At 55.5% G+C, this 20362-nt stretch carries 21 protein-coding genes; 10 read left to right on the plus strand and 11 right to left on the minus strand.

The genetic code is table 11. From position 1 onward, the window contains the following. Positions 1 to 230: 230 nt before the first annotated feature. Positions 231 to 581: a RidA family protein gene (locus RPS27_RS04705; protein WP_194404680.1), complete on the minus strand. Its 351-nt coding sequence runs from the start codon at positions 579 to 581 to the stop codon at positions 231 to 233. A 248-nt stretch (positions 582 to 829) separates the two neighbouring features. On the opposite strand from RPS27_RS04705, the gene RPS27_RS04710 reads away from it, so the two are divergent. Then, positions 830 to 1612: a UPF0489 family protein gene (locus RPS27_RS04710; protein ID WP_313753862.1), complete on the plus strand. Its 783-nt coding sequence runs from the start codon at positions 830 to 832 to the stop codon at positions 1610 to 1612. Positions 1613 to 1675: 63 nt separating this feature from the next. Here RPS27_RS04710 and RPS27_RS04715 read toward each other — a convergent pair whose 3' ends face one another. Next, complete coding sequence (locus RPS27_RS04715) at positions 1676 to 1948, minus strand: hypothetical protein (RefSeq protein ID WP_313753863.1); 273 nt, start codon at positions 1946 to 1948, stop codon at positions 1676 to 1678. A 526-nt stretch (positions 1949 to 2474) separates the two neighbouring features. Between RPS27_RS04715 and RPS27_RS04720 the strand changes: the two genes are divergently transcribed. Beyond that, complete coding sequence (locus RPS27_RS04720) at positions 2475 to 3563, plus strand: GGDEF domain-containing protein (protein ID WP_313753864.1); 1089 nt, start codon at positions 2475 to 2477, stop codon at positions 3561 to 3563. A 168-nt stretch (positions 3564 to 3731) separates the two neighbouring features. On the opposite strand, the gene RPS27_RS04725 is transcribed toward RPS27_RS04720, so the two are convergent. The 4 genes from RPS27_RS04725 to RPS27_RS04740 form a co-directional block, all read right to left on the minus strand. Next, positions 3732 to 5609, minus strand: a complete 1878-nt coding sequence (locus RPS27_RS04725; RefSeq protein WP_313753865.1) for a hypothetical protein — start codon at positions 5607 to 5609, stop codon at positions 3732 to 3734. A gap of 191 nt (positions 5610 to 5800) precedes the next feature. Continuing rightward, a complete protein-coding gene (locus RPS27_RS04730) occupies positions 5801 to 6112 on the minus strand; it encodes a hypothetical protein (protein ID WP_313753866.1) in 312 nt (103 codons plus the stop codon). A 1940-nt stretch (positions 6113 to 8052) separates the two neighbouring features. After that, entirely contained in the window at positions 8053 to 8376 is a 324-nt protein-coding gene (locus tag RPS27_RS04735; RefSeq protein WP_313753867.1) for a response regulator, read from the minus strand. Positions 8377 to 8388: 12 nt separating this feature from the next. Continuing rightward, entirely contained in the window at positions 8389 to 8781 is a 393-nt protein-coding gene (locus tag RPS27_RS04740; protein ID WP_409517540.1) for a response regulator, read from the minus strand. Positions 8782 to 9331: 550 nt separating this feature from the next. On the opposite strand from RPS27_RS04740, the gene RPS27_RS04750 reads away from it, so the two are divergent. After that, positions 9332 to 9673 carry a hypothetical protein gene (locus RPS27_RS04750; protein WP_313753869.1) on the plus strand — a complete coding sequence of 114 codons (342 nt, stop codon included), beginning with the start codon at positions 9332 to 9334 and terminating at the stop codon, positions 9671 to 9673. A 218-nt stretch (positions 9674 to 9891) separates the two neighbouring features. Then, on the plus strand, positions 9892 to 10200 hold the full coding sequence (locus tag RPS27_RS04755) for a hypothetical protein (protein ID WP_313753870.1): 309 nt from the start codon (positions 9892 to 9894) through the stop codon (positions 10198 to 10200). Between the two features lie 124 nt (positions 10201 to 10324). On the opposite strand, the gene RPS27_RS04760 is transcribed toward RPS27_RS04755, so the two are convergent. Both RPS27_RS04760 and RPS27_RS04765 read right to left on the minus strand, forming a co-directional pair. After that, the gene (locus RPS27_RS04760; RefSeq protein ID WP_313753871.1) at positions 10325 to 10414 is read right to left on the minus strand and encodes a helix-turn-helix domain-containing protein; all 90 of its coding nucleotides are present in this window, start codon (positions 10412 to 10414) and stop codon (positions 10325 to 10327) included. A 229-nt stretch (positions 10415 to 10643) separates the two neighbouring features. Next, the gene (locus tag RPS27_RS04765; protein WP_313753872.1) at positions 10644 to 11288 is read right to left on the minus strand and encodes a recombinase family protein; all 645 of its coding nucleotides are present in this window, start codon (positions 11286 to 11288) and stop codon (positions 10644 to 10646) included. 243 nt (positions 11289 to 11531) lie between these two features. On the opposite strand from RPS27_RS04765, the gene RPS27_RS04770 reads away from it, so the two are divergent. The 6 genes from RPS27_RS04770 to RPS27_RS04795 all read left to right on the plus strand — a co-directional run bounded on the left by RPS27_RS04770 (position 11532) and on the right by RPS27_RS04795 (position 15151). Beyond that, positions 11532 to 11906: a hypothetical protein gene (locus RPS27_RS04770; protein ID WP_313753873.1), complete on the plus strand. Its 375-nt coding sequence runs from the start codon at positions 11532 to 11534 to the stop codon at positions 11904 to 11906. 209 nt (positions 11907 to 12115) lie between these two features. Further along, the gene (locus RPS27_RS04775; RefSeq protein WP_313753874.1) at positions 12116 to 12928 is read left to right on the plus strand and encodes a hypothetical protein; all 813 of its coding nucleotides are present in this window, start codon (positions 12116 to 12118) and stop codon (positions 12926 to 12928) included. Positions 12929 to 12938: 10 nt separating this feature from the next. Then, positions 12939 to 13511, plus strand: a complete 573-nt coding sequence (locus RPS27_RS04780; protein WP_313753875.1) for an AbiJ-NTD4 domain-containing protein — start codon at positions 12939 to 12941, stop codon at positions 13509 to 13511. A gap of 31 nt (positions 13512 to 13542) precedes the next feature. Further along, positions 13543 to 13797 carry a hypothetical protein gene (locus RPS27_RS04785; RefSeq protein ID WP_313753876.1) on the plus strand — a complete coding sequence of 85 codons (255 nt, stop codon included), beginning with the start codon at positions 13543 to 13545 and terminating at the stop codon, positions 13795 to 13797. 144 nt (positions 13798 to 13941) lie between these two features. Further along, complete coding sequence (locus RPS27_RS04790) at positions 13942 to 14733, plus strand: hypothetical protein (protein WP_313753877.1); 792 nt, start codon at positions 13942 to 13944, stop codon at positions 14731 to 14733. A gap of 28 nt (positions 14734 to 14761) precedes the next feature. Next, a complete protein-coding gene (locus tag RPS27_RS04795; RefSeq protein ID WP_313753878.1) occupies positions 14762 to 15151 on the plus strand; it encodes a hypothetical protein in 390 nt (129 codons plus the stop codon). Positions 15152 to 15186: 35 nt separating this feature from the next. Here RPS27_RS04795 and RPS27_RS04800 read toward each other — a convergent pair whose 3' ends face one another. The 3 genes from RPS27_RS04800 to RPS27_RS04810 all read right to left on the minus strand — a co-directional run bounded on the left by RPS27_RS04800 (position 15187) and on the right by RPS27_RS04810 (position 20359). Further along, positions 15187 to 16518 carry a hypothetical protein gene (locus RPS27_RS04800; protein WP_313753879.1) on the minus strand — a complete coding sequence of 444 codons (1332 nt, stop codon included), beginning with the start codon at positions 16516 to 16518 and terminating at the stop codon, positions 15187 to 15189. A gap of 60 nt (positions 16519 to 16578) precedes the next feature. Next, positions 16579 to 18390, minus strand: a complete 1812-nt coding sequence (locus tag RPS27_RS04805; protein ID WP_313753880.1) for a metallophosphoesterase — start codon at positions 18388 to 18390, stop codon at positions 16579 to 16581. A 343-nt stretch (positions 18391 to 18733) separates the two neighbouring features. After that, on the minus strand, positions 18734 to 20359 hold the full coding sequence (locus RPS27_RS04810; protein WP_313753881.1) for a DUF6538 domain-containing protein: 1626 nt from the start codon (positions 20357 to 20359) through the stop codon (positions 18734 to 18736). Positions 20360 to 20362: the final 3 nt, after the last annotated feature.

Here is a 20362-nt window from a genome sequence, read left to right on the forward strand (position 1 = left end):
CCATCGCGCAGGGAAGGCCGAGTGATCGGCGTCACCTGTATGCTGCTGTGCGGTTCTTCCTGCGTGTGCATTTCGCGCAGCGGACCGCGGGTGTCTGTCGGCACCCGGCCTTCCCTGCACCCTCTTCGAGGAAGAGGGTCAAGGAAACGAGCAAAACTCGGGCGCTTCAAGCCGCGAGAATGCTGCTTCATGTGTGGACATCACAATGACCGACGATCGCGCCTCGCCGGTCAGCGACGGGCGGCGGTCGCCGTCAGCTCCAGCCTGACGCCCTTGCCGAGATCCGCAACGCCAATGGCGGCGCGCGCCGGCAGCTGGTCCGCAGTGAAATAGCGCTTCCACACCTCGTTGAACGCCGCCTTGTCGGAGAGATCGGCCATGAAGATGGTCACCTGCAGAACGCAGGAGAGATCGGAGCCGGCCCCCTCTAGCAATGTCTTCAGTTGTCGGAGCACATCATCGGCCTGGCCGGCCATGTCGAGCCCAGCATCCTCAGGGACGATGCCGCCGAGATAGAGCACGCCGTTATGCTCGACGATCTCGTGGAGCAGTCCTTCATAGGGCAGGGAACGTTTGATCACGATGGCATCCGTGGAAAGTTGGCGGCTCGCTGGTCAGGCGAAGACGGCTCGCGTCAATCGGGGAAGAGAATGGTGCTGCCAGACAGGATTGAACTGTCCAGAGAACCGCTCAGGTCACTGAAAAACCTCGGCTATTTCGCGTCGCTTCTCCTCGCTATGTATCACTCATGGCATCAGAGGTACAGTGTGTTTGACAAGCCTTGGGGGTAATCCTCGATGGCTGGTGCCAGAATTGAAGCAGGTGACTGGTGTCGGACGTTCCAGCTGAGCCTATCGGCGTCCTCGACGTTGATCTCGATGCATTTTTGGATGGGATCGCACATAGCAAGACAGGCAGCTCCCGGCTCGACGCTAGTGCATATTTTCCTTGGTCGGAGACGAAACTCCGGAATTTCTTGGAAGTGCAGTGCGGGCTGAGCCGCGATTGCCTAATCCCTGGTGAGTTCATCGAGGAACATCATCAGGCATTGGGCTATTTTGAGAGACTGTTTCAGCAGCACGGCCCAATAAGTGTCACGCATGTTGATGCCCATGCTGACTTGGGATTTGGTGGTCCCGCTTGGAAATACATCATCACTGAATACTTGAGGCAGCCGGTCCGTAACCGAGTTGCTCCTAGCAGCGGGACGAATAGACTGCATCAGGGCAACTATCTAGCGTATGCACTCGCCAACAGAATGTTGGCGCGATTAACCTACGTTCACCATCCGGAAGGGGGCACCGACTGTATTGCACAATATTTTCGTGACAACGATCCGGATTCCGGCTTTGTGGAAATGAGACTGTACCCTCTTTCTGTAGTCAATCGGGCGCTTGATCGTATGGACAGTCCCGACCCCAACGAGGCAACTGCGATAGAGCCTCCTGTTCCTTTTACGAAGGTTTCGACTGACAATTTCCATTCTTCCGAGCGCTTCAAAGCCGCAGTTTTGTGCCAGTCGCCCGGCTATACGCCCGAGACGTCCGACGCCCTTATTCCTATTTTTGCTGAATACATTGATTTCGGTCCCACGCTGCCCTCCAACGTTTAAGGACCGTGGGGGTGCAAGCTGCACCCCCGGCTCTGTTTGAACGCGGACCCTCGCGGCTATGGTTCAGCCCCTCGCGAACTGGCGGGCCAAGGTCAGCACTTGCTTCCACGTCACGCCCTTGCCCTTGCCGGTCATGCGCCTGATGCCGTGATCAATGACGAGATTCTTGATGGCAGCGCTGGTGCCCGCCAGTCGGTTTAGTTCGTCGTACTCGACCTGTCCAAGCTCATGCATAGCCGCTGCCTGTCCGACAGAGACAACCTGCTGCACCGACCCGACAGCGGCATCCTTGCTGATGCCCCGCTGCTGCAAGCCGGTCCAGATCGGGTCATCCACCGCAAGCTCACCACTGAGGATGTCCTTACCGAGTTCGACGGCGGATCTAGCCCGGTGTGCATCGCTACAGCCGCGATCTACAATCCATTTGGGTTGGAATAGATGGCGGCCAGACCCGAAATATTCGTCTTGCCGATTAAAGGTGCACAAGGGCAGCGCCTCATCCGAGCATGTGATCGTTATATTCACGCGTCGAGCGATTGCCATTGATGTGGCAGTTTGCAACAGGCCATTCTACCGACGTGTGCATAGTCGTGACAAGCTAAGGCCGAGCGCTTCTCCCTTACAAGCAGACGTGTCCGGCTCAAGCCTTACTAGTCGGCAAAGGGCCATGAGCAGACCATCCAACGTCAGAAGACCTCGATAGCTCGGACGTCCGTAACAGCACGTCGCGCTCAAATTGCAGTTTTGAGAAGCCTCGAATCGGTAAAAGTTTATTTTTTGAGATCACGGCACGCTAACCGCCATCGTGAACTTGGCGGCAATGGTTATCTGCAATAGTGGACCTATTGCGACGGGGAATAAAATGTTGCCGCGGATTAAATTCATTGATCCAACTCTGCCGAATAGTGTTGCTCTCCGTCTCGAGTCAATGCTCTACGCTGCGCCGCTCTCTACGGTCGCATACGCACTCGGTCTCGTTGTGATGTCGATCGCAATGTGGCTACGGACAGGCGATATCGCGATGACTTCGTGCGCAGTAGCCGCAGTCTCGTTGTGTGCACTGCGGGTCGCATTGGTTAAGTTATATAGGGCGACATCGGTCTATCTCGCGACTTTGCTGGCCTTTGGCATCGTCTACTCAGCCCTGCTCGCCGCTCTAGTCGCACGAGCATTCTCGGTAGGTGATCCCGTTGCCATCGCTCTAGCCGTTACCGCCGCTGCCGGATATCTGTCAGGCGTGACCATCAGAGCCGCAGCTGTACCGGCGCTCGCTATTCCGCACGCCTCCTCGTTGTTCGGACCGCTCATCGTGACGGCCGCAGTAACTCGTGGTTCCGACTATTGGGCGGCTGCCATTCTCTTGACATTTTATTGGATCGGAACGGTTCAGCTGATACGTACCATGCATGATCGCATTCGCTCTCAGCTGCTGGCGGAAGAGGAAATGGCACGCGCAGCATCCACCGATCCGCTAACGGGCCTTGCAAACCGCGCGGCGTTTGACGGCGCACTCACGCAGCGATTGGGGACCGGCGCTGCTGCCATCGTCGCCATGATCGACCTCGACCGATTTAAGCCGGTCAACGACACGTACGGGCACGATGCCGGTGACGAACTGCTGAGGGCCGTAGCCTCACGCATTGTTGCTGAGCTTGACCATCGCCATCTTGTCGCTCGATTGGGCGGAGACGAATTCGCCATATTGTTCGACGAGGTGCTCGACGTAGCCAACGCAACCCGCGCGGCGGAACGATTCGTGCAAGCGCTCGAACGACCGTTCCCGATCGCTGCCAATAGCATCACGGTAGGTGCGAGCGTCGGGTTGGCAACAGCAGTTGACGGAGACAACGTACGATCACTCAAGCGACGGGCGGACGAGCGCCTCTACGACGTTAAGCGTAGCGGGCGCGGCCACGTATCTTCGGAGATTGCAGCCGCAGCAGCTGCATGATCGATCGTCTCAAGCCTTGGAGGCCCTGCTGTCTGCCTCGGGTCAAATGCGACCATTCGTGGCTCCGGTTGCCGATGTCCGATTTACCCCCACCAGCAGACCTTGTGACCGCAGCGTCGGCCGGGGCCTCTTGGTGAGGTCTTCTCCGGCCATCACTAGGCTACAGCATCATACGCTACAGCGGATGAAATGACCCATCCGCCCCCGGCCCGCTCCTGGAAGGAAGTCCCAATGTTTCTGGTTCATCGCTTCCTTGATTTCCGGGACCGAGAAATAGCGGTTGCGATTTCTTCGTAGATCAACACCGGTTGCTTCCTTTACCTCTGATACAGAGATGGTCTCCTCCTGGGACTGGTAAAGTAGAGCGATGAGCGCTTCGGCGCCCCCGCGCTGAAATCTCAGATGCGGACTATCCAGAACCACCGTTGCCCCTGGAAACATCCGGTCCTTATGACGAATGAGTCGATCGAACTCACCTGTCACGTAGAGGCGCTGCACACCGCAAACACCGTGTGCATCAATGTTCCGAGCGTTGCCTCTCATTGCCATCTGCTTCAGCCATCGACAAAGGTCACCCTCTTGCAATGTGAACAGCGGTCCATCTTTGCGATTCCAGCTTTGATAGGGCGCAAGCGTGTTGTCGGTCGCCTGCTGTTCTCGCCAACCTAGACCAGTGGCCACCATCGTTCGTCTTGGTTTATGAAACTCCCCAAACAGGAACACGGCAGTTGCGTCCTTCCAGCGGTTTGACCCGATGCCGATGCCCCAATGGATGAAGCAGACTTGCCTGCCTTCAAGATCATAAGGCTCTGCGAAGTCACGTCGGGCGGGTAGGTAATCGTGATCGAGGAGAGCCTTATGGGTAATGACAAGCACCTTCTCTCCACATCGGGTATGCTGCTTTATTGTGGCCAATATCCATTCCGCATATGGTTTTGCTAAATCAGCCCGCTTAGCGACATCGCTAATCTTCAGCTTCTTACGCTTACCAGAGACGTTCAATGGTTCTGGGTCGATGTGTGTAATGCTGAGGTTGCGAAAATCGACTTGAGGGACGACGACCGTATTGCGGTGCTTCGCAATCAGCGAAAGGCCGTCGATGTCAGCCGTGGCATCAAGGATGATTGTTCCGGGAGAGAGCGGCAGGTTCATGTCATAGCCGACAAACCGTGCGCCATTGCCATAAGCATCGTAGCGGGCAAGGAAGGCAAAGCCGCTAGCCAACGACCTAGCGAACCCGAAAACTTGCTTGATCTGCTCATCACGCGATTTGACATACTCATCGGCTCTCGCGGATGCGAACCAAGCCAAGTCCGTAGCCTCAGTGTGGGGCAGAACATCAAAGACGGATTTGCTTGATGCAGATCGCCAAATTGATTCGAGGTGGTCGTGCAGTTCGGTCAGGCGAACCACAGGCTCGAAATCCGAGCTGTGTGCTTGTGCCAGCTTGTCTCGAACCGTCTTGATGGCGCCGGTGTCGGTATCAAAGGTGCTCACACCCTCAGGCCGCTCATCGATGAAAGTGAGTTTGCGTGGCTCGCCCCGATACAGGGTCGCCTTTGCCGAACGTGGCCCAGTATAGAACTTATGGGTGGCGATTACGACGGGATAGGAGCCAAGCGCATCCACGGAAAAGTGTTGTGCAGGGATAAACCCATGTTCTTTCATCGCCTCTTCTGGGTAGGTTTGCTCGTCATGGGCTGCGGTCCAGATCGCCACCTTATCTAGACCGATGAGCCGGGACATGTCACGGTAGATGTCCTCTGCTTGCCGGATGGTCTCGACGAGGTAAAGAGCAGTCGCGTCCGGTACGGTCTCAACGTAGGCTTTGATGAAGGCTAGAGCGTAGCTGCTCTTCCCGCTGCCCGTTGGAGCCGAGACTACCCGGTATTGAGCGACATTGTGAGAACTGTCCGTCATCGCCAAAAGACCAGCCGAGAAGATGGATTGTGAGACCCTTCTAGCGAAGGGGGTAATAATCTGATTGCGTTGGCGAGCTTGCTCCTGAAGTGCAGATTCGTAGGCGTTTGTGAGTTCGATGTTCATGATGATGCTTTGTGGGGACATAGGCATTCGGCCTCGCTCGCAAGGACAAGCAAGGTGGGCCGGAGTTGCGGATTAGTGAGTTCGGGGAAAGAAATGCCCCTCAATGCACTATAAGACGCTGGCGCCTTGAGGGGTATTCGGGAGCGAGAACCGCGGTACGCGGTATCTCTTTTGCAGGGTATCGCGTCTGTCTAGTTCCAGTTCATGTATGGCCGCTGTTCAGCTCGCCTTGGCCCAAACGACGCTTCTTCGCACGTGATTTCGCACTTCACGCGCCGTCCGGTGTCGATGATGTGCCCATCTTCGGCGAGGGACCGTAACGCCTTCTTTGCAGCACGCAGCAGGACTTCACATCCGACTGATTCGTCGAGGGAGCCCACCACAAGGTTTCCGGGCAGAAGGTCTAAAGGCTCGCTAAAGAAGCCTTGCGCGATTGCGGCTTGAAGGTATTCCTTCATTGGCGAGACGGGATCTGTGGCGGCAGTGCAGATTTCTGAGTTCATGAAGTTGTCTTTCTTTGACTTAGTGGAAGTTTAGAGTGGGGTGGGCTCAACGGCATCTGACCAAGATGCCATCGACAACTAGCCGAAGGGCTCTCGCTTTCTTCGCGGCGAGAAAGGTGAAGCGATTTGAATGTTGGGAAGGGGAAGCCCCACGATGCGCTATAAGTCATCAGCATCTTGAGGGGCTTTTCGTTGTTGCAAACGACGCCAGTAGGTGCTGTCCATCGCGACACAGTAGCTTAGCCCGACATTGCGGTCTCTCAGGCCCAATTCGATCCACTTAGATCGCTTCAGAAGTATGTCTCAATGTGAGCATGGCATCGGCGCCCCGCCTCAGGTGATGGTTCACAATGCCTCTGACGACGTCGTCCGTGGTCAGGTCTCTGGACAGCCTCTTCTTGCATTCTTCCCGCAGTTGCAGAAGGCGGGAGTAAGCCGCTGGCTCTAGGTCGAGCCGAACGCTTTCGCGGAGTTTTACGTTTATCATGTTTGATTTCAACTGATGTGAGAGGGCTGCAGGTTCAGACCTGTCTGGCCCCGGTTGAGTTGATGAAACGGAGAAACCCCCTCAAGGCACTGTAAGGGATCAGCATGTTGAGGGGCTTTTTCCGGGCCATACGCGTTGAACGAAGGTCGGGACGACGCTAGTCCGCGCTGGCGGTGGTGATGCAGTAGGCTAGAGCAGTTGACATCGTGGTCTCTCGGACCCCGATCCGAGCCGCTAAGGCCTTCCTTAGGTGCTTCAGCTTTTGAAGCATGTCGTCATCGACTCTCAAGGAAAGGACGTGTCCCTTCTTGAAGGTGCGGTTGGTGGATCGCTCACGGTAGTGGACCCGGTGAGCCGGGCTTGCGTCATTCACGCAGTGTTCTCCTTGATTGATGGTGATGATGGTGATGCGTCTCGCCAGGATCGCCGGAGCGAGCGAGGTAGACAGCCTGTGGTCTTGGTAGACGTAAGGAATACCGGCCCAAACAGACTTACGTGCGCTAGACCCGGAGCCACGTGGGGCAGCGCCTTCGAGCGTTTCATTATGCTGAATGCACGTGGTTGCCCCTCGGGCAGCAGGTCTTCGAAGAAACCCTCGTTCTGCTACATTGTATCCGGGGGATTGCCCTTCGGGCATGCTGGTCCACACACCGCCCGGCTAAGCGTTATTTCGCAGAGTGGAACGAATTGCCCTCTCAGCACCCCGTGTTCATTGGAACTTGTCTAAGCTGTGCGCAGGGGATCGCCCTTAGCAGCATGCTGCCTCCTAGACGGTAAGCACGCTTTTTACGCTGTATGGTGGGGGTCACGATCAGGCCGCGTTCTGTTTCGCGGTATGGGAGGGGTCATAGTGGAACCGCAGATCGGCGTTAGAGACTACCCTTGGTTTTCGATGTAAGTCATTGACTCTTCTGCTGAACCAAATTTTGACACCAGGGCGTCGGCCGAAAAGCATCTGACGGTCGCGCACGAACAGACAGAAGGCTGGAAAGTGGGGCCGCTTCTTCCAAGTTATGGCTAAGCCTTTGAAATAACCGACGTCAATACAGGGGTTCGCTAGTGCAGGATATCAGGCTCGGCTGGCAGGCAGGTGAGGATGGTATCGATTTTCTTCTGCGATGGCACCGACGTTTCATTTCAGTATTTCAGGTGCCGCGTTCCCACGCTTGGTAGCCACATGTGCAGCGATAGAGCCGATGCTTTTGGCCTGAGACTGGATCGAGGAGCGTTTGAACGATCCGAAGTGGCAGTCCGCACTTGAGACAGTTCGCTTCTGACGGTTGGGGTTTCTTGTCCATCAGCGCCCAGTAGCACTGACGTGGAGAGCGAGCGCCTCAGGATCACTACTTACGTGGAACCACGGGATGACTTCCCTTCGAGGTCTCCCGGTGCTCACCAATCTACCCGCTAGATTGGCCCCAGCCTGTTCCGGGGTAATTGAGGCAATGCTGCATCAATGGCGGATTGCAACTCGGCGAGCAAGCAAGGCTTCCTGACCACCGGAATACCCCTGATCGCCTTCGGCACTCCCGACGATCCATACCCGCTGACGAAGAAAGCCGCGATCAGCAATTACTGAGGCGATTGGCTCGATGGTGTCGCCACCGAGATTGATGTCCAGGATCGCAAGATCGAAGTCAGCGTTGGTCGCAAGAACCGCCCCGTTCCCGACATCTCCCGCCTCCGCAACGACCGAATGACCGACTTCTTCGATCATCTCAACCAACATCATACGGATGAGGGCCTCATCTTCTATGAGGAGCACGGAAGCAGGCACGGTCGGGGTTCCTCACGCGGGACCCGTCTGCTGCGAGCCTCCGTTCAGGAGTTGGGAAACAGCCGAAACGACTTGCGCTGGCGCAAATGGTTTTTGAAGCAGGATGCTGTTGGGCACACCATGTACAGGCCACTTATCAGCGGAGGCACCACTCATGTAAACCACGGGAAAATGCGGGTCGATCTCGCGGGCCACCCTCGCGACCTCCCATCCGTCGAGCCGTCCAAGAAGATTTACGTCAGTGAGGATAGCTTTGTAGGTTGTGAGGCCACCCTTCAAAAGCGTGACCGCTTCCTCGCCTGTCTTCACAGCCGCGCAGTGAAAGCCGCCCTCGACGAGGGCATCCTCGACGATAGCTTGGATCGCATCATCGTCTTCGACCAACAGAATGGCTGGAAGTTCCACCGCTACTACTCTCCCACGTACCCGCAATGTAAACATAATCCCGCATGGGAACGCATCCACTACGAACGCCTGACTCTGATAACGAACCGAGACAGCCTGTAGATCAAAGTTCCAAAATAGTTGCAAAAATAAATTGCTAGTTTTTCCCGGCCCGGTCGCATTATTTACGACAATAACAATAAAGGTGCGCCAGTGTCAGGTCGTGTTGATCAACCCCAATCTCTGGAACAACATCTTGCCGCAGAGGCAACCCGTTTGCGTGAGCAAGCCAGAAAGACCCCGCCAGGCGCTGCTAGGGAGGAGCTGTTGCGCAAAGCTCGGCAGGCTGAGACCGGCTCACATATGAGCAATTGGTTGCGCTCTCCCGGTCTGCGGCCACCCGAATAGCCTGCATCCCGACGGAATGCCACTTACATTTCAACGCAGGCTCATTCGTACTCGTCACCTCAAATTGGCAGTCTGCAATCGGGTGACATGCAAGGCCGTCTCGTTACGTAACGGTTCGGGACAAGAACGGCGAGACATCGATGTTGAGCGAAAGCGATAGACAATGAAATGGATGTTGGTTGTCTTGGTAGGCGGCGTCTCGCCCGTCAATACCGATCTGGTCTTCGACAAGTTCAGTGATTGCCTCGCCGCTGAGGAGCAGATGCGGCAACACTATGCTGACGCCTTCGAGGCGTGGGACCGGATGGCTGCGGCGCGGATCGAGGGCCGAAGGGACTACCGAAAGGCCCGTGACTTACAGGCCAAGCGGCTGTTGAGCAACGTGGGGACGTGCGTCCCGCATGGCGGCGGCGATCAACAGCCGGTCGCTCCGCAGCAGCAACCTCCTGCTACATCGTCGCAGCCTGCCGCGACACCGTCGCCACAGCCAACGCCGCGCGGTTGAGCGAACCCTTATGTGGATCACTGATCTACGCGAACTGATTAGGAAGCTGCGCGGCAATCCGCACTAGGACGTGCTGTCCTCTGGCATTTGGCCCAAAAATAGATTGACTGCCAAATTGCTGAGGAACAGTATTCTCTACATCATCGCACGGCTTCCGGCTTCAATCGGTGACTGAGAGACCAGTTGTGCTCCCGCCTGCTCAAAAGGGGGCATCGGTCATGCCGATCTCACGCCTCATGGCGAACATTGATCTCACTCCCGAACAAAAACACGTCCTTGAACTGGCCTTCAATCACGCCTTGCGCAAACTCGACTTGGTGGATCGCGACGATCCGATTTGTGACCTTATCGCCAAGCGAATGATCGACATTAGCATGCGCGGCGTTACTGATGCGGTCGCGCTGGCGGAAATCACTGTCCGGGAAATCAAGCAGCCCGCTCTCAAAAATCATGAGCCGCAATCATCTCCAATCGCAGAAAAGGGTCGCATTAGCGCGACCCCTGCCGGAAAAATGTCTTCAGGATGAAATAGCAGCCCCGGCGAGAGCATCCTGACTCCGCCGCGACGGCTGGAAAATCCGTAGTAATGCGGTGTTCCTGTACCGGAACTCAACGTATCCTAGTCTTCGACTTTTGCATTGGAGTTGGCGGCTACTGAACGCTCAGCGCCTTGTAGATCGCGCCCCGTGAACACCCAAGCTGCTTCGCAATCGCGGTCGCACCGAGCCCTTGCGAGCGCAACGTCCTGATCTGGTCGTGATCGAGGCTGACTGGCCTGCCCTTGTAGACACCGTTGGCCTTCGCCTTGGCGATGCCAGCTGCCTGCCGTTCCTTGATGAACCCAGCTCCTTCTCAGCTACCATGCCAAGCACGGTCAGCATCATGCGGCCAACTGCCCACGTGATGACCCTTCTGATCGCTAATGCTAGCTAGCCGTTGAGATCATATATCCCAAGTCGCAAGCTGCCGTTCAGCGTTGGCCAGGTTCTGCCTTGGTCTCAGCAAATGCGAGCCTCTTTGCCGCCCTTGCCATGGTGGTGCGGCTGCATCCGACCGTCTCCATTACTTCGTTCCATGAGTGTCCAGCGGAGAGCAGGCGAGCAATACGGGAATAGCGTTCCGTATCTTCCGGGCGTCCCTTATATTTGCCTTCGGCCTTGGCCTTTGCCTGTCCTTGAGCCTGACGACGGCGGCGATCCTCGTAATCCTTGCGAGCGACAGCGGCCAGCATGTCGAGGAGCATGTTGTTGATTGCGTCGAACAGGCGCCCGGTGAACTCATCACCGTTGCCCGTGGTCATCATCCATGAAGTGGGCAAGTCCAAGGCCACTACACGCACCTTGCGAGCCGTCAGTTCGGCCTTGAGCCGTTCCCAATCCGCAGCGGTGAGACGCGACAGCCGGTCAACCTGCTCGACCAACAAAACATCGCCAGGCGAGGCGTCAGTCAGCAGCCGGAACAATTCCGGGCGGGAGAGGGAGGCGCCGCTTTCATTCTCGACATACCAGCAAGCAATCGTCAGGCCGCGCTCAACGGCAAACGCCTTGAGTTGATCCTTGGCGCGGCTGGCATCCTGCTCATCTGTGGAAGCGCGAAGGTAAGCCCGAACGAACATCCTGAACCCCATCAGTCCGATTTAAATAGTCCGATTGGTATCAGTCCGTTTTGAATTGTCAATCGCACTTATCGGACCGCCCGCGGAGCAGTCTGATTAGGGGATACCTAAAAGAGACCAAGGGTTCGGCGATTTTGGCAGATGGTAGGGGATCCACAGCAACTCACAGGTAGTCGCGCTCGACTCTTTGTTCTTATTATGTTCTCATAAATTATGAGCAGCGAGAGACCAGCGAGTTGGCGAATGCCGTCCCCGAAGCAGATGGAAAAGCTAGCCCGCGCGGCCGAACAGTGTCCCAAGCCACCTGAGGCAATCGCAGGCCCCGGCGAGCCAATGCCCGATGAACTATGGGACGCCGTGCTGCGCGATCCTCGCGCTGCTGGACGCCCCCCGCTGCCGATCCAGCAATGCCGCCTGTCTGAAATCCCGCGTCACGTGCTGCGCGTCGAATGCCTGCGCTGCTTCCGGACAATCGAGATGCAGAAGGCGGATGCTGTTAGATATTACGGGCCACATGCAGTTTGGAAAGACGTGGGTCAACGTCTGCTCGATCAAACATGCGCTCATCGAACCGGGCGGCTTGAGGAGGATGGTTGCTGGCCCAACTGGTCCGCATGAACAACGCCTTGGCCCCGATCTCAGGGCCACCCCCAAGGGGGACACAGCCGCCTCCAGACCACCGGCTAGCCTCTCGCATTTTTCTCGGATTTTCAGGCGTCAACGCCTTCTAGTAGTGGAACGCCGCCTTCTGCCGTTGTCTCCATTGGACGATGATATGACATTGCCTGGCTAGGTGAGTCGCTCTCGGGGCTGTTGGAGACCACTTAATGAACGCTGCGGACGCGATCGTCGTTTTGGACAAGTATCAGGGCGAGCTTGAAGGCATCCTGTCGAGGTTCACCCGACAGCGCGATAGCATCACCATCCAGCCTAAGGACGACGCTCGTTATCGCGAGATCGTCCTTGAACTCGCATCGCTGTTTGATGACGAGTTTGCTTCTCCCAAGATCCACACCGCGCCATTGCTCTCTTATTTTCAAGACAGCATCTCCAACTTCACTGGTTCTCCGTCGTATCATGGCGTCGAGTGCGTGAAAGGGGTCGTGGCCGCTGCGCTGACGAGGGTGAGGCGAACACCACTCGCGTTGAAGCAGGTCCAACTTGCGGCGGCTAAAGAGGGGCATCGGGATACCGAAGCAGTCGCGCAACTCTGGGACCGTTTCCATCTCTTCGCTCGTCAGCTTCGCCAAAGGCACAATGACCGGACGACTCTGAACATCGAAGATGAGTATGACGTGCAAGATGCGCTCCATGCCTTGCTCCGGCTTCATTATGATGACGTTCGGGAGGAGGAATGGACTCCGACCTACGCTGGTGGCGCCGCTCGAATGGATTTCTTATTGCCAGCGGCGGAAGCAGTTGTTGAGGTGAAGATGACCCGCCCAAGCCTTACGGCAAGGAAGCTTGGTGAGGAATTGATTGTGGACATCGCTAGATATCGCCAGCATCCGCAATGTCGAGCGTTGCTTTGCTTGGTCTACGATCCACAGGGTTTCATAGCCAACCCGCGCGGGATTGAGAACGACTTGAATAGCGATCAAAAAGAGATGGCAGTCCGAGTCATGATAACTCCGCGCTGAGGAGATGCCTGTGGCGGAAGATATGGAACAACGAAAACGGCTTTCATTTGAACAGGCGGAGGGTATCGAGCCGTTACCAGCCCAGCTTCAGTTGCGCGAAATATCGCCGAAGCTGAGGGCCGCTCTTTGGCATCTGGTTCACGGCCATCTCATCCGTGCCAGACAGCACGCTGAGTACAGCCACGATTACATCGGCAAGCCTTGGTCGACGATTCTGAAAGACGAGTACGTCGATCGCCAGCATGGCATGGTGGACGACTTCGATGATACTGCGAAGAACCTAATCGCGCAGGTGCGGGACATTTTTGAGCGGCAAAATTACACCGCCATCTTCGGGTGGTTGGAGTTCGTAATTAAGCATCCATCGTGCCCGCCAAATTTTGCTGGCGAGGTGGAGGGCACCTTGCGCCTTTGTCAGGCGGCTTATCGGGTGGTCGACAAGAAGGTGATCTGTCCCATAGGCTCAGAGACCGAACATGCGACCATCGTTAGGGCATTCGCCGATCTCGCATCCACTCAGTTCAATGGGGCGCGGGCACACCTGCGCAACGCTAGCTCCCACCTGACCGCCGGCAAGTGTTAGAGAGAGCATTCATGCAGTGGAAGCGGTCTGCGTGACCCTTGATCCTTCCGCCGACATCTTGTCCAAAGCCCTGAAAAAGTTAGAGCACAAAATTTCGATCCACACAGCTATGAAAAGCGGCTTCTCGTCTCTGTACGGCTACACCAATGATGAGGGCGGGATACGGCACGCCCTGCTCGAAGATGCTGCAAAGGTCGACGAAGCCGACGCCCTGTTCATGCTCGGAGCCTGCGCCGCCTTCGTCTCTTACGTTTTGAACAAGGCGCGCTCTACTGGCTTAATCTAAGCCAACGCACGGAACACGCAGCCCACCGTAACTACACGGTGTTTCACCGCAGGAACCGCGACTCCCCAGATCGGTGTGTGCTATTGGTTGCGTTGGCAAGCACAGACGAGATACGCTTTTGCTGGGAATGGGCTGGGGCATACCATGTCGATACTGCGGTTCATCGACGCCGAAGGACGTGAACAAGACGTCCATGACGTCGATCACCTCTACGAACTAATTCAGGCCAGGCACGTCGGTTACGACAGTCTTGTCTGGAGTGACGAAGAGGGGCGGTGGCTAGCAGCCCGCGATCACAAGTTTTTCAGGCGCATTCGAGAGATCGCCGCAGCTTCACCTGTTCCGCCCCAACCTTGGTCGTCTCCAACTGCTGCTCCGCTGCAACCGTGGTCAGCTCCACCTCCGCTCCCTTCGCAACAGTCAGAGCGAATGGCGCTGCCGCCAAAAGTCTTCAACTCCCCGCTCGTAAATCCGGCTGCATACCCGGCTAGCGCCGAGCCGGACGCGAGCAAATCGAAATGGTTCAATGCCATTCAGACACCGGAAGAGGCCCTTAAAACCATCAAGGATTCTTCCACCGTATTCTTCTTCATTGCCATTCTGCAGGGCGCAATCGGAATATGGATGGGAACGCAATATCCGGATGTCGGCTTCGACGTCGGTGAAACAGTTATTGACGTTGTACTTTATGCAGTGTGTGCAGCTTGGCTGAGGTGGGGTCGAAGCCGCGTCGCTGCTGTTATTCTCCTTATTGCGGCGACAACCGCATTAGGAGCAACCATCAGCACTCAACTGAAGATCTATCAAGGCGGCGGCAAAAACATTGTTCTCGCGCTAATCGTATTTTGGACCGCAATAAAGAGTGTTGAAGCCACCTTCAAACTGCGCGGACGATTCAAGCAAGCGGCGACCGCGACAGAACCGCCGCTCGGTTGACGCTTTGGGTCGCGACGAGAGGGCTCCTATGAGATTCACATGCGCGATTCTATTCCTGGCGCTGGCGCAGTCCGCAAATGCGCAGCAACAAAATTCGACGATCACGCTCTCTTGCAACGGAACGAGCAAGTATACGGCGACGTCCGCCGCAGAGATGAAGCCCGATCCAGTCACCAATCTCGGTGTCATCGTGAACGCGACCAACAGAACGGTTTCGTTCCTTGATAACGTGATACCGATCACGACCATCACCGCCACACTTGTCGGGTTCAGCAGCCAGTACGCCAAGGGGAGGCCGACTATCTCTGGCGGGATCGACCGAGTTACTGGAAGCGCTGAGTTCGATTGGATGTATGAGAACGTCGGCAACAACACCCATTGGGACCTTACGTGTCGTCCCGCTACTCGACTTTTCTGAGCTCACAAGGAAAACTCCAAGCGTCAGATAGGAGCTCAGGATTTTGTTTCTTTGAACGCCTTCTTCTTCAAAGCGGACAAATAATTTCCCCGAACTCGTGCACGAGACTCACCGGCCAATCGCATTTCGAGCTTCACGACAAGATCCTCGAACTTTGTGCGTGTTGCTCCCGCCAGCGGGCGCTGGCGATAGTAGCTGAATAGCCGTTCGCTTATGACAGCCGTCACCCACCTTGGCGTATCTTCCGAACCGTAGAACTCACTTATCCTGGTTATGGCAAGGGACGCGTCGATCTCGAGCAACATGAAACAACAAATCAACGTGCGAATTGCGGACGTCTTATTGCGTATCTGCTCATCGATAAAATCAATCAGCTTTTCGCTTCCAAGGTTTTGATAGGCGATCTCAGCAACAATGGTCGGCATTACATGTTTGATCGCGCCCTCGATAAACCTGAATAGCTGGGCGAGTTTTTCATGCGTGAGTGTGCTTCCTTTACCGTTCACTTTTGCAGCAACGGCTTTTGCCTTGCCTTCGCCGCCATTTTGTAGATCGTGAACTAGGTCGTCGATTGCCTCTTTGAGGCCGGAAACAAAGCCACGAAGGATTGTTTCCCAGCACGTCAAGCAATATTCGAGGTGAGCCGTCTTCACCTCCTTATCGACAAACTCAAGGTTTCGTATGAACTCGCTGTACATTTCTACAGCCATGGAAAATTTGATGATTCGATTGCTGCGGATATCAATCCCGGTCTTGGCCTTTTCAGCCGCCTCCTTCTCGCGCTTTTCAGCTATGCGCTGATCCGTCTTGTCCATAAGTTCGTCGATTTTTTCGGACGTCATAGGTTCTTTGCGCATCTTGCTGAGTTGCGCCTTCGTAAAGTCTAGATTTTGGCCGTCGGAAAGATAGTCTTCGAGTTGCTCAATCGAGAGAGCCGGCTCGGGACGATCGATGCCTTCGATAATCTGCTGCCCAAACGCGAGAAATTGTTTCTCGTGGCGAAATCTCGCCGTGTAAATATCAAGCTCCTTTGTGTAATCTAGCCAGCGCTCCCCTTTGCAAATTTCTTCGATGTCAGCGGGATTGTCTCGGAGATATCCAGCCAAGAAAAAGTCCTGAAAGCGTCGGTAACGGAATGATAAGGTTTCAGAAACTTCATACAAAACGCCGCACTTGATGAACGCGCGAACAATCTCCGCTGCGTCATATCTAAGTCCTTTGCGTTTGAGCAGGTCGATTACGAAGGCAACTACGTCATTCTTTGATTGGACTTCATTGGTTGTCTTGAAATGGAATGCTAGGTGCTGAAGAACTAGCGACTTCATGGTGAAGTCAAATTCACGACGAAGCGCACCCGTATAGTCCATGCGACCTAGTATGTGATCGATCAGATTTTGTAGTAGGACCGCTTCGTTTAGCAGCTCGCCCTAAGACCTATTCTTCAGCGCCCAAAGAATTAGTGAAACGACATACCCACTTCTTGGTAGGCCAATTCGCTGCAACTGCTCCATCAGGCTCTGATAGCGCCGGTCTTGCTCGTCTTTACTTATGAAGTAGGTATCAGATAGTGCTCTGATCGCTCCTCGACGCAGCTCTCCAATGACGTACTGCTCGGTGTTTGGAAAAGCGTTGTCTGAAGCCTTCGAAAAAGACTCTGAACCGGCGGACGCTCGGACAAATAAACACCACCGGACATTCTTATGCTTTGTGATCAGCAAGCCGAGAGCCTTGACCCGAGTCTCATCAAATAGGTCAATGTCATCAACGATTGCGAATACGGGATTGCCTTCAACAAAGGCTCTGGTCGTGGCGCCATCTGACACTTCATTTGCATAGCTGCGAAGAAGTCGCCAAAGACTGCTATCCTTCGAATCAAGCTCGGCAAACTTTCCGATCAAGGGAATACGCGCTTGATCGCCGAATCCTTCTGAAATCTTGACGGCGATATAGTGGGCGACGGTCGTTTTCCCAAGCTCCGACCGGCCCACGATGGTGATGTTCTCTTTGCCTTTTAGAATGGCTAGCAGGTTTTCGCGGTCATTCTCTGGAGTGTCGTTGACCTGCGAGGCTGGGATTGCCTGCGAGAGCTTGTTGAGGGGTGGGCAAACAAAGTGCTCGTCGATATCTCTAGCCTGTTCTCCAGTGCCCGCGAGGGCGATTTGGTCGTTTGCTAGCCTTCGGATGTTGGGGCGCGCTTTCCGTAGTATTGTTGAAAGCGTGTTGGCAGAGGTGCCTCCAAAGTGGGAAGCAGAGGCGACTCCGGAGGAGGAAAAGGGGTATTTGACAATGCCCTCGTCCACAATTCGGGTGGCTGGCAAAAACTTTCGACGTTGATCTGAGTATTCATACAAGCGAACAATCGCAGTATCGCTGCTATCGGTCTCCACGATACTGTAGCCGTTGAACCATTCGCGGCTTCCATACAGGCATCCAGCCTGCGAAAGTATCGCATCGCCCATCGTCGTTTTACGCAGCTCGGGTCCTGAACGGTGAATGTGACCGCAAGCGAGTAAGTCAAATGCTGCTTGGAGCCGACCTTCGACGGCAACCTGGTCAGATTCATTCAACCAATGAAGGGGATGGTGGAATACGCCTATCTTTATGCGAGCGGAACGCAAAAGTTCGATTGCGTGATCGACAACTCTCTCGCCAAGAACCAGATTTCCCTTATCAACGTCGCCTGCCTCGCCGGTGCAGCGCCATGCGGTGTTGAAGCAGGCGACACCAATGTCGCCATCGCTTTGTTTGATGATGTAGGCTTTCAAGAAAAGATTGGTTGAGATGCAGCTATCTGGATTGGTAGCCCAAACGTCACGATAAAATCCCGACAATCGTGCAAATGGAGCGGGGACAGACGAAATTGGGAACGACCAATGATCGTCGATAAACTTGTTGATTTCGCTTCGATTAGTAAGCGTCTTGAGGAGGCCGGCTTCGATGTAGCCAACTTTCCGAACGACATCTCGGTCGATGTCGTGATTGCCGGGACATATAACAAACTGGCTTTCAGAAGCGCCAGCAGCGTCTAAAAACCGTTTGATGAACGTCGATCTTGCCGTTTGAAAGACATTTTCATCTCCGCCGCGATTCACGAGGTCGCCCGAAAAGATTACAAGATCGAACGCTCCTGCCTCATCCCGGCGAGCTTCAATCGTTTCTATTGCAGCCCTTAGAACAACTTCCTCGTCGTGCTGGTGTTTCGTCGAAAGATGGAGGTCAGAAAGGTGCAGAACTTTCATGTCGGTGCGGGTCCGTCGATTACGAGAAGGTGGTGACTGAGGCTCGCAACGCCTCTGGCAGAGCTATGTATTTTGGTGGGTGGTGCTTGCGCGGGACTCAACCCATAGTGTAAATGATTCGACGGCGGGGTAGTAAAAAGCGTCTAGAGTTTGGCAAGTCCACTAGTCTAACCTTTCGCTATGCAGCATCCGGATAGGCGCTGAGCGAATTGATGTAGCCTCCGGTCAATGGATCGACTTTTGGAACGGGGTCGAGGGCAACAGCTGTTTTTGAGGGCTCTTTCATGCGAGCCTTGAACCAGCGAGTAGCGTTTTGAGAGCAATGCCAGACCTTCAGCCCGGTCTATGCTGGTTTTGCTCGCTCGATGCTGGCGAGCTTGTATCGCGGGAATGCGGCCATGACCTCCATCCGCTTCTTGACCGTGATGCCCCTGTATTTCTCACCCTCTGTCCGGGCAGAGTGTCCGCAGATCGCATCAATCGTGAGGTCATTCAGTCCCGCGTCGTGGCCGAAGGTCTTGAAAGTGTACCGCCATGCGTGGTTGGGCTGAACGCGATCATCAGTCAAGACGCTGCGCACCATGGTATAGACGCGCTTGTAGACGCCGTCAGCCGTTCCAGCCGTGTTGCCGTCCTTGCCGATGTCGCAGAATAGATGCCCCGGTCTCGACTGTTGCACGAACTCAATGAAGCCGGTCGCGATCAGATGCTCATGAACCGGGACATCTCGATAATCGTCAGTCTTAACGTCTCCAGCTTCGGGGTTGACACGGATAACCCATGCGATCCCTTCACGCCTAATGTCTTCCCTGCGCAATTGGATCATCTCAACAACCCGAGCTCCCGAGTAAGCGCAGAGCCATGGCACCCACCGCTTGGCAGCAGTCGTCTTCGGGTTCTCCCGCTTAGTCCCTTGAACGGCCAGCGCGGCATTGAGTATCGCGGCTATTTCCCCTTCTAAGAACCATTTCTCGCGTATGCGCTTCTTTCCGCGACCCTCGATCCTCGCTTCCTTTGCGGGATTAATTGCCAGCCAGCCGCGCTGCCTGCCCCAGCCGAACACCGCCCTCAGCGCTGCGAAATCGGTGTCATTGATGGTCTTCGGCGCAACGCCAGCGGCGCTGCGTTCGTCGCCCCATGCCTGAACCCTCTCCGGAGTGATCCGGCTCAGATCGTCATAAGTCAGCCACTCCTTGAAGCGGAGAACAACGGCCTTCCATCGCCTTGCATCGCGTGGACGAACGCCTCTTGCCACTGCCGCGCTGTGCCAAGCGTCGGCGAGCGCGGTCAGCGACTTACCCGTCGGTCTACTGCCTTGCAGCAGGTCAGTGGGCGGTGGAAAGCGGTTGGCATAAGTATCAGGTGTAAAGTCGCCGTCAGCGTTCCTAGCGAGCTTCTTCGTGCCTTCGGTCAGATCACGGGAGACTGCTTCGATGATCTGCCACCGGCTCTCCTCAGTGGTGAACACAGCTTCGCGGGTGAGAGTTGCGTCAACAATGCCAGCAAAGCGGTTCTCCATGTCGGCCTTACGTCGTTCGTCCTCATCCTTGAAGATGCCAAGGCGAGCGCCAACGCTGTATTCCCCGCGCTGCGCGGCCCTGTTCTCGTCTGCCACACGTAACCACTGCTGCGATGTCAGGCCGGGGTTGTTTTCTAGCCCTCCCGCAAAGGCGCGGTAGACGATGCCGGACAGCGCTGAAATCTGCTTGGCCGTAAGCGGCTTCGGCCCTTCGCGAAGTGCCTTGAGCTGTCGCTCCACCTCAGCGGCGATGTCTACGGCCTTCGCCTTCGCAAGGGTGCGATCAGGAGTGCCAGTCGTGATCATGATGTGCGTCGCGAACCATCCCTTCGGTCTAGGATGGTTGGGCAGCTTCGCAAGTATCCGCTGAACATCGGCGGGGATCGTGAGGCGATACCACCAATTGTTCGAGCCGTTCCTCTTAGTTAGCGACACGACTTTCAGCACCATTGT

This window comes from Bradyrhizobium sp. WYCCWR 12699 (assembly GCF_032144035.1).
Taxonomy (GTDB): Bacteria; Pseudomonadota; Alphaproteobacteria; order Rhizobiales; family Xanthobacteraceae; genus Bradyrhizobium.